The 14,782-nt window shown below is 69.3% G+C and carries 13 protein-coding genes and 1 riboswitch; of the genes, 7 read left to right on the forward strand and 6 right to left on the reverse strand.

Features of this window, described 5'->3' with window-relative positions; translation table 11 throughout:
* Window positions 1-509: 509 nt before the first annotated feature.
* Both ABGA98_RS17995 and mgrA read left to right on the forward strand, forming a co-directional pair.
* Window positions 510-2,600: a S9 family peptidase gene (locus tag ABGA98_RS17995; protein ID WP_347619469.1), complete on the forward strand. Its 2,091-nt coding sequence runs from the start codon at window positions 510-512 to the stop codon at window positions 2,598-2,600.
* Window positions 2,597-3,595: an L-glyceraldehyde 3-phosphate reductase gene (mgrA, locus tag ABGA98_RS18000; protein WP_347619470.1), complete on the forward strand. Its 999-nt coding sequence runs from the start codon at window positions 2,597-2,599 to the stop codon at window positions 3,593-3,595. The genes ABGA98_RS17995 and mgrA overlap by 4 nt, the downstream gene beginning before the upstream one ends.
* Here the strand turns inward: mgrA and ABGA98_RS18005 are convergent.
* Window positions 3,564-5,939, reverse strand: a complete 2,376-nt coding sequence (locus tag ABGA98_RS18005) for a lysylphosphatidylglycerol synthase transmembrane domain-containing protein (RefSeq protein ID WP_347619471.1) — start codon at window positions 5,937-5,939, stop codon at window positions 3,564-3,566. The two genes, mgrA and ABGA98_RS18005, sit on opposite strands and share 32 nt — an antisense overlap.
* Window positions 5,940-6,146: 207 nt before the next feature.
* Here ABGA98_RS18005 and ABGA98_RS18010 point away from each other — a divergent pair, with 207 nt between their 5' ends.
* Window positions 6,147-8,153: a molybdopterin oxidoreductase family protein gene (locus ABGA98_RS18010; protein ID WP_347619472.1), complete on the forward strand. Its 2,007-nt coding sequence runs from the start codon at window positions 6,147-6,149 to the stop codon at window positions 8,151-8,153.
* On the opposite strand, the gene ABGA98_RS18015 is transcribed toward ABGA98_RS18010, so the two are convergent.
* Complete coding sequence (locus ABGA98_RS18015; protein ID WP_347619975.1) at window positions 8,140-8,610, reverse strand: GNAT family N-acetyltransferase; 471 nt, start codon at window positions 8,608-8,610, stop codon at window positions 8,140-8,142. The two genes, ABGA98_RS18010 and ABGA98_RS18015, sit on opposite strands and share 14 nt — an antisense overlap.
* A 527-nt stretch (window positions 8,611-9,137) precedes the next feature.
* Here ABGA98_RS18015 and ABGA98_RS18020 point away from each other — a divergent pair.
* A complete protein-coding gene (locus ABGA98_RS18020; protein WP_347619473.1) occupies window positions 9,138-9,587 on the forward strand; it encodes a hypothetical protein in 450 nt (149 codons plus the stop codon).
* A gap of 7 nt (window positions 9,588-9,594) precedes the next feature.
* On the opposite strand, the gene ABGA98_RS18025 is transcribed toward ABGA98_RS18020, so the two are convergent.
* The 3 genes from ABGA98_RS18025 to ABGA98_RS18035 all read right to left on the reverse strand — a co-directional run bounded on the left by ABGA98_RS18025 (window position 9,595) and on the right by ABGA98_RS18035 (window position 11,250).
* A complete protein-coding gene (locus tag ABGA98_RS18025) occupies window positions 9,595-9,978 on the reverse strand; it encodes a VOC family protein (RefSeq protein ID WP_347619474.1) in 384 nt (127 codons plus the stop codon).
* Window positions 9,979-10,009: 31 nt separating this feature from the next.
* Window positions 10,010-10,324 carry a multidrug efflux SMR transporter gene (locus ABGA98_RS18030; RefSeq protein ID WP_347619475.1) on the reverse strand — a complete coding sequence of 105 codons (315 nt, stop codon included), beginning with the start codon at window positions 10,322-10,324 and terminating at the stop codon, window positions 10,010-10,012.
* 32 nt (window positions 10,325-10,356) lie between these two features.
* Window positions 10,357-10,415, reverse strand: a riboswitch (guanidine-III (ykkC-III) riboswitch).
* Window positions 10,416-10,440: 25 nt separating this feature from the next.
* Complete coding sequence (locus tag ABGA98_RS18035; protein ID WP_347619476.1) at window positions 10,441-11,250, reverse strand: methyltransferase domain-containing protein; 810 nt, start codon at window positions 11,248-11,250, stop codon at window positions 10,441-10,443.
* Between the two features lie 101 nt (window positions 11,251-11,351).
* Here ABGA98_RS18035 and ABGA98_RS18040 point away from each other — a divergent pair, with 101 nt between their 5' ends.
* From ABGA98_RS18040 to ABGA98_RS18050, 3 genes are all read left to right on the forward strand, one after another.
* Window positions 11,352-13,157, forward strand: a complete 1,806-nt coding sequence (locus ABGA98_RS18040) for an acyl-CoA dehydrogenase (protein WP_347619477.1) — start codon at window positions 11,352-11,354, stop codon at window positions 13,155-13,157.
* An 85-nt stretch (window positions 13,158-13,242) separates the two neighbouring features.
* Window positions 13,243-14,181: an MBL fold metallo-hydrolase gene (locus tag ABGA98_RS18045; RefSeq protein ID WP_347619478.1), complete on the forward strand. Its 939-nt coding sequence runs from the start codon at window positions 13,243-13,245 to the stop codon at window positions 14,179-14,181.
* Window positions 14,182-14,252: 71 nt separating this feature from the next.
* Window positions 14,253-14,477 (forward strand): hypothetical protein, encoded by a 225-nt coding sequence (locus tag ABGA98_RS18050; RefSeq protein WP_347619479.1) that lies wholly within the window; start codon window positions 14,253-14,255, stop codon window positions 14,475-14,477.
* On the opposite strand, the gene ABGA98_RS18055 is transcribed toward ABGA98_RS18050, so the two are convergent.
* Complete coding sequence (locus ABGA98_RS18055) at window positions 14,474-14,767, reverse strand: Dabb family protein (RefSeq protein ID WP_347619480.1); 294 nt, start codon at window positions 14,765-14,767, stop codon at window positions 14,474-14,476. The two genes, ABGA98_RS18050 and ABGA98_RS18055, sit on opposite strands and share 4 nt — an antisense overlap.
* Window positions 14,768-14,782: the final 15 nt, after the last annotated feature.

The raw sequence follows: 14,782 nt of genomic DNA on the forward strand, positions 1-14,782 counted from the left end.
CTCCAAAAAAGGTCTGAACCCAACTAACAAAAGGAATCCGTCAAAAACCGACTAACGTCGATCGACGGGGTTGTGCATCATGCACTGGCTTTTAACACACTGTTGAGTTCTCAAGAAACGCACGCGTACATCCTCACCAAAACCCCGAACCCGGGATCTCCGCTCAGAGGCGTTCATTTCGTTGTGTCTTAACTCTTTCAGCCGTTCAAGTCCCTGTCAAATTGACCGGACCTGCACAACCTGCGGGAATTAAGCGCCGCCCCCTTTCGGAGACAACCCCTCTAACTTACCAGCCCGTAGGCGGTTCGGCGAACCGGCCTCCGGACTCAGCAGTCACAGGGGATTGCCGTCGACCCACGACACAACACGCCAATATCACCGGAGTGAGAGGAGGAGGTTGTGCCGCACTGCGTCGGCTTCTCAAGATTAGCAGCGCTCCCGACCACTCGGGACTCGTTCGTCGTGCTCCACGGCCACAGATCGATCACAACCGAACATAGACTCCCCACGTGAGCAGCAACACGCCACCAGCGGCGAAGAAGGTCCGGACCGAGCGCATCCATCATGGCGACACCGTCATCGACGAGTACGCCTGGCTGAGCAACAAGGAAGATCCCGATACCACCGCCTATCTGGAGGCGGAGAACGACTTTCTCAAGAAGGAGACAGCTCACCTCTCCGAACTCCAGGAGCAGGTGTTCCAGGAGATCAAGGCACGCACCCAGGAAACCGACCTGTCGGTGCCGAGCCGTAAGGGCGCCTGGTGGTATTTCACGCGCACCGAGGAGGGCAAGCAGTACGCCGTCTCCTGCCGCGTCCCCGCCGACAGTGACGCTCCCCCGGTGATCACGCCGGGCGAGCGGCTCGACCGCGAGCAGGTGATCCTGGACGGCAACGAGCTGGCCGGCGACAGCCCGTTCTTCTCGGTGGGCGCCAGCTCCGTCACCCCTGACGGCTCGATGCTGGCCTACTCGACCGACTACAAGGGCGACGAGCGCTTCACGCTGCGGTTCAAGAACCTCGAGACCGGTGAGGTGCTCCCCGACGAGATCACGGACATCTTCTACGGAGGAGCCTGGTCGGCGGACGGCTCCGCGTTCTTCTACACGCGCGTGGACGACGCCTGGCGCCCCTTCCAGGTCTACCGGCACACCCTGGGAACGCAGGAGGACGTGCTGGTCTACGAGGAGAGCGACGAGCGTTACTGGGTGGGCATCGGGCTGACCAGGAGCGAGCGCTACCTGGTGCTCAGCTCGGGCAGCAAGATCACCAGCGAGGTGCGCGTCCTCGACGCCATGGATCCGTCGGGCGAGTTCGAGGTCGTCCGCCCCAGGAAGACCGGCGTCGAATACGGCGTCGAGCACGCCGGCGACTTCTTCTACGTGCTCCACAACGAGAACGCCGAGAACTTCGAGCTGGCCACCGCCCCGCTCGACGACCCCGGCTCCTGGACGCCGCTGACCGCGCACAGGGACGACACGAGGCTCCTGGAGATCGACGCGTTCTCCGACCACGCCGTGGTGCACTTCCGGCGCGAAGGGCTGACCGGCCTGCGGGTGCTGCCCTACGGCTCCGCCGGCGGCACCTGGCGTGAGCGGGTCGAGGCCTCAGAGCGGAACGCGTACGAGATCGACTTTCCCGAGCCGCTGTACGACGTCGGGCCGGCGGGCAACCCCGAGTTCACGACCACGCGGCTCCGGCTGGCGTACACGAGCATGGTCACCCCGCCCAGCGTGTACGACTACGAGCTCGACTCGCACGAGCTGATCCTGCTCAAGCAGCGCCCGGTGCTGGGCGGCTACGACCCGGCCGACTACGAGCAGTTCCGCGACTGGGCCACGGCCGAGGACGGCACGAAGATCCCCGTGTCCATCGTGAAGCGCAAGGACACCGCCAGACCGGCTCCCACCGTGCTGTACGGGTACGGCAGCTACGAGACCTCCATCGACCCCGGCTTCTCGATCCCGAGGTTGTCGCTGCTCGACCGCGGGTTCATCTTCGCCGTCGCGCACGTCAGGGGTGGCGGCGAGCTGGGCCGCCGCTGGTACGAAGAGGGCAAGCTGACCAGGAAGCGCAACACGTTCACCGACTTCGTGGCGGCGGCCGGGCACATGAAGGAGAGCGGCTGGAGCGAGCGGGTCATCGCGAGGGGCGGCTCGGCCGGCGGGCTGCTCATGGGCGCGGCCACGAACCTGGCGCCCGAGTTGTTCGCGGGCGTGGTGGCCGAGGTGCCGTTCGTCGACGCCCTGAACACCATCCTCGATCCGTCGCTGCCGCTGACCGTGATCGAGTGGGACGAGTGGGGCGACCCGCTGCACGATCCCCAGGTCTACGCCTACATGAAGAGCTATTCGCCGTACGAGAACGTGGACGGCAGGGCGTACCCGCCGATTCTGGCGATCACGAGCCTGAACGACACGCGCGTCCTCTACCACGAGCCGGCGAAGTGGATCGCGCGGTTGCGGGCGACGGCGGGCGGCGGGCCGTTCCTGCTCAAGACCGAGATGGGCGCGGGACACGGCGGCCGCAGCGGGCGTTACGACGCCTGGCGTGAAGAGGCGTTCGCGCTGGCCTGGATCATCGAGAGAGGCACGTCATGACGTATCAGGCCGACGACCGGCGTTACGAGCGCCAGCCGTACAACCGCAGCGGCCGCAGCGGGGTGAAGCTGCCGGCGGTGTCGCTGGGCCTGTGGCACAACTTCGGCGACAACCGGCCGATCGAGACGTCGCGGGCGATCCTGCGGCGGGCGTTCGACCTCGGGGTGACGCACTTCGACCTGGCCAACAACTACGGCGTCCCGTACGGGTCGGCGGAGCGGAACTTCGGCCGGATCCTGGGCGAGGACTTCGCGCGCCACCGCGACGAGCTGATCATCTCCACCAAGGCCGGCTTCGACATGTGGCCCGGCCCGTACGGCGAGTGGGGTTCGCGCAAATATCTGCTGGCCAGCCTCGACCAGTCGCTGGAGCGCATGGGCCTCGACTACGTCGACATCTTCTACAGCCACCGTCCCGATCCGGACACGCCGCTGGAGGAGACCATGGGGGCACTCGACCGGGCCGTGCGCTCGGGCAAGGCGCTCTACGCGGGCATCTCCAACTACTCGGCCGAGCAGACCACCCAGGCGGCGCGGATCATGCGCGAGCTGGGCACGCCGCTGCTCATCCACCAGCCGTCCTACTCGATGATCAACCGGTGGATCGAGGACGGGCTGCTCGACGTGCTGGAGGGGGCGGGGATGGGCTGCATCGTGTTCTCGCCGCTGGCGCAGGGCGTGCTGACCGACCGCTACCTCGACGGGGTGCCGGCCGACTCGCGCGCGGCCACCAGCCGCTTCCTGCCGCAGGAACGGATCGACCGCGAGCTGGCGCGCGACCTGAACGAGATCGCGAGGGGTCGCGGGCAGACGCTGGCTCAGATGGCGTTGTCGTGGGCGCTCAGGGATCCGCGGGTGACGAGTGTGCTGATCGGCGCGAGCAGCGTGCGCCAGCTCGAGGACAACGTGGCCTGTGTGGACGGCCCCGCCTTCACCGAGGACGAGCTCGAGGCCATCGACAAGATCACAGTGCCTCGTGCCGCTGGAGGTAGGTGAAGGAGGCCCAGCCGGGCAGCACCGGCAGCCAGAACGTGAGCAGCCGGTGCAGCAGCACGGCCGACGTGGCCAGCTCGGCGGGCAACCCTGCCACGGTGAGGCCCAGCGCGAGCGCGCCCTCGACCGCGCCCAGCCCGCCGGGTGTGGGTGCGGCCGAGCCGATCGCGTTGGCCGTGAGGTAGACGACGGCGACGGCGGTGAAGCTGAGCTCTCCGCCGAACGCCGCCACGCACGCGTCCAGGCAGACGATGAACGCGATGGTGATCATGAGCGTGCCCAGGCCCGCCTCGATCATCTTGCGCGGCGACTGCAGCACGTCGAGCAGGCGCGGCAGGACGTTGGAGAAGAGCCTGCTCATCCGCGCGGTGACCATCCGGCGCAGCGGCGGCACGCCGAGCACCACCACGACCAGCAGCGCCACCGCGAGCAGCACCACGACCAGCCCGCGCGACGGCGTGAACGCGGTGTTGGTGGTGGAGCCGGTGATGTAGGCGAACAGCAGCAGCAGCGCGATGTGGAAGATCATCATGATGAGCTGGGAGGCGCCCACGCTGGCCACCGCGCTGGCCGGCGAGATGCCGCGCTTCTGCAGGTAGCGGGTGTTGATCGCGACGCCGCCCACCGCCGCGGGCGCGACGAGCTTGACGAACGAGGCCGCGAACTGCACGAGCACCGTACGCCAGAGGGGGAGGTGCTCGGGCACGAACCCGCGCAGCATGCACGCGGCGGCCACGAAGCTCACGAACGAGGCGACCAGCGCCAGCCCCGACCAGGCCCAGTTGGCCGTGGTCACCACCTGGTAGACGTTGACCTGGCTGAGCTGGGACAGCAGGAAGTACGCGGCCAGCGTGCTGGCGATGATGGTGATCAGGGTGCGCGGCCTGAACCGCTCCAGCCGCACCTCTTCGACCTTGCCCTGCGGTTTGAGGGCCACGATGTGCTCGCGGATGCCGGGCAGGACCTGCTTCGCCTTGGCCAGGGCGGCGCGGGTCTCCCTGGTCAGGGCGATGCGCTGGAGCAGCGGCAGGGCGGCGGCCAGCGTGTCGGCCCCCATGACGGCCGCCGCGGCCCTGACGGAGCGCTCGGGGCCGACGCGCAGCGCCAGGTAGGTGAGGAGCTGGACGACGTCGAGCCTGAGCAGCAGGTCTCCGGCGGCGATCTCGCCGCTGCGCGCGTCGGTGAGCACGACCCGGCCGGCGCCGTCGAGGTGGATGCTGTCGCCGGTGAGCCGGCGGTGCGCCAGCCGCTGGATCTGCAGCAGCCCGACCTGCTCCCAGATCTGGGCGAGCAGGTCGTCGTCGATCTCTTCGTCCGGCACCTCGTCGAGCGGGAGCGTCTCGATGTGCTCGTAGGCGAGCAGCGCGGCCTCGGTGCCGATCTCGCTGGTGCCGAGCAGCCGGGGCGTGCTGGCGCCGGCCGCCTGCGCCGCGTACGCCATGAGCGCCTCGCGTTCGAGCTCGGCCCGCAGCGACCTGATGGCTCTGCGCCTGGTCTCGGAGTGAAGCCTGATGCGCCGCCACAGGCGGTAGGGCAGCCCGGCCACCTGCCGGTCGCGGTCGAGCACCGTGACGTCGAGGCTGCTGCCGTCCTGCAGCCCGATGGCGTAGCGGCGGCTGCCCTGGTGGTCGTCCTCGATGCGGCGGGCCGAGATCGGCGTGAACGACAGCTTGCGCAGCGCGGCCACCACGGCGCTGCCCGGCGGCCTGGTGTTGGGGCTGCCGACGCCGTAGAGGGTGGCGTAGCCGATGGCCATGCCGACCAGCACGGTCACGATGGCGCTCGGCAGCGTGATCTGCCTGCCGGAGAAGAAGGCCAGGATGTAGAGGGCGATCGTGGTCCACATCAGCATCCGCCACGTGGGGCGGCGCGAGATGCGCACGGCGGTGGCGTACGCGATCACCGAGGTGAGCAGCGTGTTGAGCGGCTCGATCTTCCTGTCGCCGGTGAGCAGCACGCGCAGGTCGTCGACGTTGCCCGCGACGAGCCACTGGCCCAGCAGGAACGATCCGGCGATGCCGATGATCGCGGCGATCAGCCCTTCGGCGACGCGCAGCCCGTCGCGGTGGAAGACCCGCTCGACGGCGAAGGCCGTGGGGACGATGAGCACGGCCGCGCCGCCGAGGAACGCGGCGATCCTGCTGAGCAGGGGGACGAGTTCGGCGCCCTCCTTGACGTCGGCCTCGAGGCCGATGAGCGTCTGCTTGGCCACCAGGGCGAGCAGGATCACCGCGCCGAGCACCGCGAGCGTGGCGAAGAACCGCAGCAGGTCGGACGGGCGGCGAAGGCGCTGCGGCAGGAGCGGCTCTACGACGTAGACGTCGGTGTCCGCGCGTGATTCGGCCACGGCTGGATCCCCCTCCGCGAGGTCCTCCGTGTCATCTCGTTCCCTGATTTCGGCCACCGACAGTGATTCTGCACCTTCCCGGCCGGACCGTGAGATCTTTAGGTGTTCAGTGTCCTCAAATCAGCCCCCTAGTCCTCGCACCGGGCAGGCTACACGCTGGAGATCCCACCGTTCACCTCCGATTACGCGCGACGTAGGCTGTGTGCCATGCCGGGTGATTTGAGGGTTTTGGGGGCGTGTCCGCTGGACTGCCCGGATACCTGCTCCTGGGTGGTCACGGTGGAAGACGGCCGGGCCGTCAGCCTCCGCGGCAACCCCGACCAGCCCTACACCAGGGGCGCGCTCTGCGTGAAGGTCAACCGCTACCTGGAGCACACCCGGGCGGACGACCGCATCCTCCACCCGCTGCGCCGCACCGGGCCGAAGGGCTCCGGTCAGTTCGAGCGCATCACCTGGGACGAGGCCCTCGACGAGATCTCCGTACGGCTGCACGGCATCGTCGAGGAGCACGGCGGCGAGGCCATCTGGCCATATCTGGGCACCGGCTCGCTCGGCTACCTCCAGGGTTGCGAGGGCGTGGCGGGGCGGCGGTTCTGGAACATGCTGGGCGCCTCCAAGCACTATCTCAACATCTGCTCGGGCGCCGGCAACAGCGGCCTGCGGCGGACGACGGGCACCGCGGCCGGGATGGACCCGGAGAACTTCGCGCTCGCCAAGCTGGTCGTGTTGTGGGGCACGAACACGCTGACCAGCGGGCACCACCTGTGGAAGTACATCCAGGACGCGCGGGCGGACGGCGCGTACGTCGTCGCCATCGACCCCATCCGCACCAGGACCGCCGACCAGGCCGACGAGCACCTGGCGATCAGGCCGGGCACGGACGCCGCGCTGGCGCTCGGGCTGCTCAACGTGGTGCTGGCGGAGAACGCGCAGGACGACGCGTTCCTCGCCGCGCACACCGAGGGCTGGGACGGCTTCCGCGAGGAGATCCTGCGCCACCCGGTCGAGCGGGTGGCCGAGATCACCGGCATCCCCGCCGAGTCCGTCCGCGCGCTGGGTATCCGGCTCGCGCACACCCGGCCGACCGCGCTGCGCGCCACGCACGGCCTGCAGCGGCACGCCGGCGGCGGCACCGCGCTGCGCACGATCGCCGCGATCCCCGGCGTCACCGGCGACTGGCGCCATCCGGGCGGCGGCGTCGCCTTCTCCACCAGCGACCACGTCCACCTCGACGTCGACCGGCGCGACGACCTGCTGGCCCGGCCGGTGCGCACGCTGGTCATGACCAAGCTCGCCTCGCAACTCCACGACGTGAAATGCCTGTGGGTGTACGCGGCCAACCCGGCGGGCTCCTCCCCCGACGCGAACGCCATCAGGCGGCAGCTCGCCCGCGAGGACCTGTTCACCGTGGTCATGGAGCAGTTCCCCACCGACACCGTCGACTACGCCGACATCGTGCTGCCCGCGACCATGCAGACCGAGCACATGGACCTGCACGCCGGCTACGGGCACCTCTACCTGCTGTGGAACGAGCCCGCTGTGCCACCGCCCGGCGAATGCCTGTCGACGACGGAGACGTTCAGGCGGCTGGCCAGGCACATGGGGATGACCGAGCCGTCGTTGTACGACTCGGACCTGGAGCTGGCCGAGCAGTTGTTGTCGAGCGGGCATCCCTCCCTTGAGGGCATCACCCTGGACCGGATCCGCAAGGAGGGCTGGGTGCGGATGAACTACCCCAAACCCTTCGCGCCGTTCGCCGACGGCTTCCCGACGCCCTCCGGCCGGCTGCGCTTCCCGCCTGCCGGGGAGGCGTACGTGCCGCCCCACACGGTGCGCGCGGCGGGGTCGTCGCCGTACCCGCTGACGCTGATCACGCCGGCGTCGCACCTGTTCCTCAACACGACGTTCGGCAACAACCCGGAGCTGCGACGGCGGGCCAAGGACCCGGTGGTGCTGGTCAACCCGGCCGACGCGGCGGAGCGCGGGCTGGCCGGCGGACAGCGGGTGCGGGTGCACAACGAGGGCGGCGAGTTCCTGGCCGACGTGGAGATCAGCGACCGGGTGGCGGCCGGGGTGGTGGCCTCCCCGAAGGGGCGCTGGCCGAAGCTCACCCCCGGCGGCGCCAACCCGAACGCGGTCGTGGCGGAGCGGGACGGCGACATGGGCCGGGGCCCCGCCTTCCACGACAACCTGGTCGAGGTCAGTCCAGTTTGAGCTTGTAGCCGACGTGGGAGGCCGTGAAGCCGAGGGAGTCGTAGAAGCGGTGCGCGTCCGTACGTGACTTGTCGGAGGTGAGCTGCACCATGGCGCAGCCGCGCGCCCGCGCCCGGTCGACGGCCCACTCGATCATCTTGCGGCCGAGCCCTCTGCCCCGCTCGGAGGCGGCGATCCTGACGGCCTCGATCTGGCACCGCTCCGCGCCCAGCCGCGACAGCCCGGCCAGGTAGGTCAGCTGCATGGTGCCCACCACCTTGCCGTCGCGCTCGGCCACGATCAGCTCGTCGTACGGGTCGGCGTCGATCCGCTCGAACGCCGCCAGGTAACGTTCGTCGCCCGGATCTCCCTCGCGCTGGGCCCCGAGCGGGTCGTCGGCCAGCATGGCGACGATCGCGGGCACGTCGTCCGCGCGGGCCTGCCGGAAGAGCAGCGACAACACGTAGTGGGACTCCATGAGGTCAGGATTGGACGGCAGCGCCATGACCCTGCCGCTCGGGGTGAAGCCCTTGCGGGCGTAGAGGGCGCGGGCGGCGTGGTTCTGGTCGACCGCCCAGAGGCCGACTCCTCCGCGCCGGTGCTCCTGGCCCACTCCACCGCCGTGTCGACCAGCCGGGAGCCCACGCCCCCGCCTCTGGCCTCGGGGGCGACCCACATGGACAGCAGGTGCGCCCCGCTGTCCTCCAGCAGCACGCACACCAGGCCCACGTCGGCGCCGCCGCTTTCCGCCACCCACCACCGCGAGTCTGACTCGCTCAGGCGTTCGGCCCATCTCCCCGGTGGAAAGGCGACCTCGCGCCCGTACGACGACCCGAAAGCGTCCGGGGCTTCCTGGAGCGCGCGCAGCCTGATCGACCGCAGCCGATCCGCTTCGCCGGGGCCAAGATGCGTTATCACGACTTTCTGCATGTCCGCATGATGTCAGGGACAGGTCAGGGTCCGCCCCCGATGCCCCCGGGGTGGCCGGAAAGGCAGCATGGGGGCATGAACGAAATCAGTCGACGCGACGAGGTATCGCTGTCCGGCGCCGCGCTGCGTGGCGCTCCTTGGAAGGCCGCCGCCATCAGCGGTGGCGTCGTCTCGGCGACCAGCTACGGGTTCGGCCTGCTCACGGGCGGCGGCGACCTGGTGTGGGCGCTGGGCCTGGGCATCAGCCTGTTCGCGCTGGTCGCCGCGATCGGCGCGGTGTCGAAGCCGGACGACGGCGACCGGGTGACCCGGCAGGCCCGCGTGTGGTCGTTGCGCCACCCGTGGAAGTTCGCGCTGGTGCCCGCCGGCATCACGGCCGTGCTGGACTATCCGGTGCAGCTCGTGCTCGACGGAGAGGGCGTGTTCGGTTCGGCCGTCGACGCCCTGTGGCACGGCGCGCTGGTCTACCTGATCACCGCCATCGTGACCCTCACCATGCAGGGCAGGGCCCGCTCGGCCCGGTGACCCCGGCTCAACCCTGGGCCTCGCGCTCCTCCTGGCTGCGGCAGACACAGAACTCGTTGCCCTCGGGGTCGCGCATGACCACCCAGCCGGAGCCGTCAGGCAGGCGCCGGTCGTCGGCGATGGTCGCGCCCATGCCGACCAGCCGCTCGACCTCCTCGTTCCGGGTCCTGCCGTCCATGCCGTTGACGTCGAAGTGCAGGCGGTTCTTGACCGTCTTGCCCTCGGGAACCTTCAGGAAGAGCACGAACGGGTCCTGCTTGGTGCGGAGCATGACCTCGTCGTCACCGGGCTGGTCGCCCTCGCCCAGCGGCAGCCCGGTGGCCCTGCTCCACCAGCTGGCGATCTCGTACGGGTTGTCGGCGTCGACGGAGACGGCATGAATTTCGATCACCAGGCCACCCAACCCGACACCACCGAAGACGTCAAGCCAGTGTTCGCAATCCGATGACGCCCGCCAGGATCAGCGCGATGCACGCGATGCGGGGCAGCGACACCTCATCCCCCATGGCGATCATGCCGAGGATCGCGGTGCCGGCCGCGCCGACCCCGGTCCAGACGGCGTACGCGGTGCCCACCTCCAGGGACTTGAGCGCGTACGAGAGCAGGCTGAAGCTCAGCACGGCCGTGCCCAGGAACGACAGGGTCCACCACAGATGGGTGAAGCCGTTGCTGAGTTTGAGCGAGAGGGCCATGGCGATCTCGAAGAGGCCGGCCAGCACGAGAAGGATCCATGCCATGATCACGAACTCCTTGTGAACGAGACTGTGCGGATGCGTCGTCTTGTCGTGCCGGGTACGGCGCGTCTCGTCCGGGAGCCGTCAGCTCGCCATGGACAACGTGCGGCCTGCGCCTCTCATTCCCACCAGACCGTGGTCCACCGGTCTCTCGGCATCGGCCACATGCCGAGTTCGAGCACCGTCGCCGCCACCTCGTCCGCCATGGACGGGTCGAGGCAGATCCGGCGGCAGGCGCTGGCGGCCAGCTCTTCCAGCGACGTGAAACGTTCCAGGGGCGCCTCTCGCTCCTCCACCCTGACGGGGTAGCCGAGCGCCGCGGCCAGCGCCACGCAGTCTTCCGCGACGGGCCGCACCGGCCGGTCGACCCCGTGGAAGTGCTGCCACAGCGGCGTCAGCCAGCTCATGGGGTGGCGGTGCGGGAGCTCCAGCACCACCCGCCCCTGCGTACGGCCGTCGAGCGCCCGCAGGAAGCCGGCCAGGTCGGGAACGTTGTAGACGACGTGCGCGGCGATGGCCACGTCGGCCACGGGCACGTCGTCGGCCACGTCGGGCCAGCGGCCCGCGACCGTGGTGACCGGCACCCCGAGCTTGTCGGCCCGGGCCGCCAGATCCTCCAGCATGGGCACCGAGGTGTCGACCGCGTAGAGATGACCGATGTGCTCGTGCAACGGCAGCGACGCGGCGCCGGAGCCGGAGCCCACGTCGAGCAGCGTGCCCTTGCCCGACCCCTTGCCTGACAGGGCCTCGGCGAGCCGGGTCACGGTCGGGCCGTCGTCAGGCTCGGCCAGCGCCCGGTCGGTGCGGGTGGCGAACCGTTCGGGCGAGTGGCCCCATGGATCAACGGGAGCCTTGGCCATGATCGCTTCGGGGATGGCCCAGGATTCCAGTCGCTCTCGCCATCGGGCGGCGAGTCTTTCGGCGTCCATGGAGAGAGCATGCCATGCATGGCAGGGGTTACCCGTGGGTAGCATTTCAGAGTAAGGTTACTGGCCAGTACACCAAACTCGGTTCAAGGAGAGCGACACCCATGGGCCACTACAAGAGCAACGTGCGCGACCTGGAGTTCAACCTTTTCGAGGTGCTCGGCAGGCGCGAGATCCTCGGCACGGGGCCCTTTGCGGAAGTGGACGAGGAGGTCGCCCGCACCATTCTCGACGAGGTCGGCAGGCTGGCCACCGGCGTCCTGGCCGACTCCTTCGAGGAGGGCGACAGGCACCCGCCCGTGTTCGACGCGGCCACCGGCTCCGTGCGCGTCCCCGACGGCTTCAAGAAGTCGTACAAGGCGCTGGTCGACGGTGGGTGGACGCACCTCGACCTGCCCGCCGAGCTGGGCGGCCCCGGCATCCCCCGGAGCCTCGCCTGGGCCACGGCCGAGATGGTGCTCGGCGCCAACCCGGCCCTCTACATGTACGCGGCCGGCCCCAACTTCGCCTACACCCTGTGGAAGGTGGGCAACGAGCAGCAGAAGCACTTCGCCGAGCTGGCCATCGAGCGCAACTGGGGCGCCACCATGGTGCTCACCGAGCCCGACGCCGGCTCCGACGTGGGCGCCGGGCGGGCGAAGGCGATCGAGCAGCCCGACGGCACCTGGCACATCGAGGGTGTCAAGCGCTTCATCACCAGCGCCGAGCACGACATGACGGAGAACATCTTCCACCTCGTGCTGGCCCGCCCCGAGGGCCACGGCCCCGGCACCAAGGGACTGTCGATGTTCCTGGTGCCGAAGTTCCACGTCGACCTCGGGACCGGCGAGCTCGGCGAGCGCAACGGCGTCTACGTCACCAACGTCGAGAAGAAGATGGGCCTGAAGGTCTCCACGACCTGCGAGCTGACCTTCGGCGACAGGCACCCGGCGGTCGGCTGGCTGGTGGGTGACGTGCACGAGGGCATCAAGCAGATGTTCATGGTGATCGAGCACGCCCGCATGATGGTCGGCACCAAGGCCATCGCCACGCTGTCCACCGGCTACCTGAACGCCCTGGAGTACGCCAGGGCCAGGCTCCAGGGCGCGGACATGACGAAGATGTCCGACAAGACCGCTCCGAGGGTGACCATCACCCACCACCCCGACGTCCGCCGCGAGCTCATGCTGCAGAAGGCGTACGCGGAGGGCATGCGCGCCCTGGTGCTCTACACCGCCACCTTCCAGGACGCCCTCCTCATCGACCCGGAGGACCGGCACGCCCAGGCCATGAACGACCTGCTGCTGCCGGTCGTCAAGGGGGTCGGCTCCGAGCGGTCGTACGAGCTGCTCTCCCGCTCGCTGCAGACCCTGGGCGGCTCCGGCTACCTGCAGGACTACCCGATCGAGCAGTACATCCGCGACGCCAAGATCGACTCCCTGTACGAGGGCACGACCGCGATCCAGGGCCTCGACCTGTTCTTCAGGAAGATCCTGCGCAACCAGGGCGCCGCGATCGGCTCGCTGCTCGACGAGATCAACGCCTTCGCCGGCTCCGAGGCGGGCAACGGCCGGCTCAAGGAGGAGCGCAAGCTGCTGGCCGAGGCCGCCGCCGAGGTCAAGGCCATGGGCGACACCATGGCCGGCTGGGCGCTGGCCTCGATGGAGTCGCCGCAGGAGGTCTACAAGGTCGGGCTCAACACCACCAGGCTGCTGCTCGCGCTGGGCGACCTGGTGATCGGCTGGCTGCTGCTGCGGCAGGCCGAGGTGGCCCTGGCCAAGCTGGCCGACGGCGACGACCCGTTCTACCTCGGCAAGGTCGGCGCCGCCTCCTTCTTCGCCACGACCGTGCTGCCGCGCCTGGCCGCCGAGCGGCGCGTGCTCGCCGCGACCGGCCAGGAGCTCATGGAGCTGCCGGAAGAGGCTTTCTAGGCCGGGGACGCCCGCTCGGCGCGCCGGGCGGGCGTCCTGTCCCCCAAGCCGCTCGGCGGCCATGCCGGCGGGTACCTTCGCGGGCATGAGTTCCGCTTCCCACGATCATCCCCTGCCGCCCGCCCGCGTCGAAGAGGTGTCGGACGGCGTCTACGCCTACGTGCAGCCCGACGGAAGCTGGTGGATCAACAACACCGGTTTCCTGGCCGGTCGGCGCGGCGTCATCTGCGTCGACGCCTGCTCGACCGAGCGGCGGACGCTGGCGTTCAAGGAGGCCATCGGCCGCGTATGCGACCGGCCGATCACCACTTTGATCAACACCCACCACCACGGCGACCACACGTTCGGCAACTGGTTGTTCCCCGAGGCGACGATCGTCGGCCACGAGGGCGTGCGCGACCAGATCATCGCCGACGGGGTCCCCGCCTACCGCTCCGCCTGGTCACCCGCGGTGGAGTGGGGGGCGATGGAGGTGACGCCGCCGTTCCTCACCTTCACCGACCGCGTCACCGTGCACTCCGACGACCTGAGGTGCGAGGTCAGGCACGTCGGGCACGCGGCCCACACGACCAACGACTCGTACGTGTGGATCCCGGAGCGGCGGCTGCTGTTCTCCGGCGACCTCGTCTTCAACGGCGGCACGCCGTTCGTGCTGATGGGCTCGGTCGCCGGGGCGCTGGAGGCTCTCACCCAGCTCAGGCGGCTCGACGCGGCGACCATCGTGCCGGGCCACGGGGAGATCTGCGGGCCCGAGGTCTACGACCAGGTCGAGGGCTATCTGCGGTTCGTGCAGGAGACCGCCGGACGGGGCAGGGAGGCCGGGCTGTCGCCGCTCGACGCGGCCAGGGAGACCGACCTGGGCGAGTGGGCCGGGCTGCTGGACGCCGAGCGCATCGTGGGCAACCTGCACCGCGCCTACGCCGAACTCGACGGGCAGCCGCTCGGCGCCCCGATCGACCTGGCCACCGCCGTACTCGACATGATCACCTACAACGGCGGCCGGCCACTGTCGTGTCTGGCCTGAGAAGTCGCGGGTGTGATCGCGTTTACTCGGGTATGACCGGTGCTGTACACGCTCTTTTCCTGGAGGTCGTCATGGGTGTCGGGGTCAGCATCTTCTTCCTCACGCTCGGCGCCATCCTGAAGTTCGCCATCGAGCCCGATGTGTTCGGACAGAGCGTCCACATGGACATCATCGGCATCATCTTCATGATCGTCGGCGGGGTGGGGGTGGCCCTGAGCATCGTGCTGGCCCCTCGGCGGGGCCAGACGTCCGACCACCGGCTGATGCACCGGGAGAACAACCCTCCCGAGATCTAGAGCTTCAGCTGCACGGCGGCGCGGCTCGCGAGGATCGGCCTGATGTGCTCGGCGATCACCGCCTGGTGCTGGGGATGGTCGCGATAGATCAGGTAGTCGTCGACGTTGTCGAAGTCGGCCACCACCGCATAGTCGTGGTTGCCCTGGTTGATGCCCGCGTCGCCGCCGACGGTGAAGGAGCGCAACTGCGGGATGACGCCGGGCAGTTTGCCCAGCTCGGCCGTCACGGTGGCCCGCTGCTCGTCGGTGGCGTCGTCTTTCCAGGTGAACAACACGATGTGGCGAATCATGGGGCCAATGTATTT

Source organism: Nonomuraea sp. B1E8 (assembly GCF_039871515.1).
Taxonomy (GTDB): Bacteria; Actinomycetota; Actinomycetes; order Streptosporangiales; family Streptosporangiaceae; genus Nonomuraea.